This window comes from Streptomyces solincola (genome assembly GCF_002982015.1).
GTDB lineage: Bacteria > Actinomycetota > Actinomycetes > Streptomycetales > Streptomycetaceae > Streptomyces > Streptomyces solincola.
The window spans coordinates 1-1,128 of the sequence record NZ_PVLV01000698.1 but is presented as its reverse complement, the minus strand read 5'-3'; the positions used below and the strand labels follow the sequence as shown (position 1 = coordinate 1,128).

Below are 1,128 nucleotides of genomic sequence, written 5' to 3'. Positions count from 1 at the left end.
CCCTCGCCCCGCCCCGACCTGCGGATTCCGTACCCCCGCGGCGACGGATTCCGCACCGCCCGGCCTACCCCGGACCGGCCACCCCGCGATCGCCCGGACCAGCGCCTCCGGAGTCAGCCGGACGGGCGGCCTCGGGGTCGGGCACCGGCAGCGGCAGGCCCTCGATAGCGGCGGCCATCACCTCGGGGAACAGCTCCGGGGTGCACGCGAACGCCGGTACGCCGAGCCCGGCCAGCGCCGCCGCACGCGAGCGGTCGTAGGCGGGGGCCCCGTCGTCGGAGAGCGCCAGCAGCGCCACGCACCGCACGCCGGACGCCCGCATCTGCGCGATCCGCCGCACCATCCCGTCCCGCGTCCCTCCCTCGTACAGGTCGCTGATCAGCACGACGATCGTGTCGGCGGGGCGGGTGACGCGCGACTGGCAGTAGGCGAGCGCCCGGTCGATGTCCGTCCCGCCGCCGAGCCGGGTGCCGAACAGCACGTCCACCGGGTCGTCGATCTGGTCGGTCAGATCGACCACGGAGGTGTCGAAGACGACCAGCCGGGTCGACAGCGACCGCATCGAGGCGAGCACCGCGCCGAACACCGCGGCGTGCACCACGGAGGCCGCCATCGACCCGGACTGGTCCACGCAGAGCACCACGTCCTTGCGGACCGAGCGGGCGGACCGGGCGTAGCCGACCAGCTTCTCGGGCACCACGGTGCCGTACTCCGGCAGGTAGGTGCCGAGGTTGGCGCGGAGGGTGCGGTTCCAGTCGATGTCCCGGTGGCGGGGGCGGCTGGTGCGGGCGCTGCGGTCGAGCGCCCCCGTCAACACGGCCCGGGTGCGCACCGCGATCCGCCGCTCCAGGTCCTCCACCACCTTGCGCACCACCGCCCGAGCGCTCTCCCGCACCCGCTCCGGCATCGCCTGGGCGAGCGAGAGCAGCGTCCCGACCAGCTGGACGTCGGGCTCGACCGCGTCCAGGGTCTCCGGCTCCAGCAGCAGATGCGCCAGGCCGAGCCGGTCGATGGCGTCGCGCTGCATGACCTGCACGACCGGGCGAGGGAAGTACGCGCGGATGTCGCCGAGCCACCGGGCGACGGACGGTGCCGACGCCCCGAGCCCCGCCGCCCGCTCCGCCCGCC

1 protein-coding gene is annotated in these 1,128 nt (G+C 75.4%); it reads right to left on the bottom strand.

What is annotated here, in order from left to right; translation table 11 throughout:
- Nucleotides 1-64: 64 nt before the first annotated feature.
- The coding region (locus tag C6N75_RS29445; protein ID WP_105871885.1) for a VWA domain-containing protein at nucleotides 65-1,128 on the bottom strand (1,064 nt) is incomplete at its 5' end.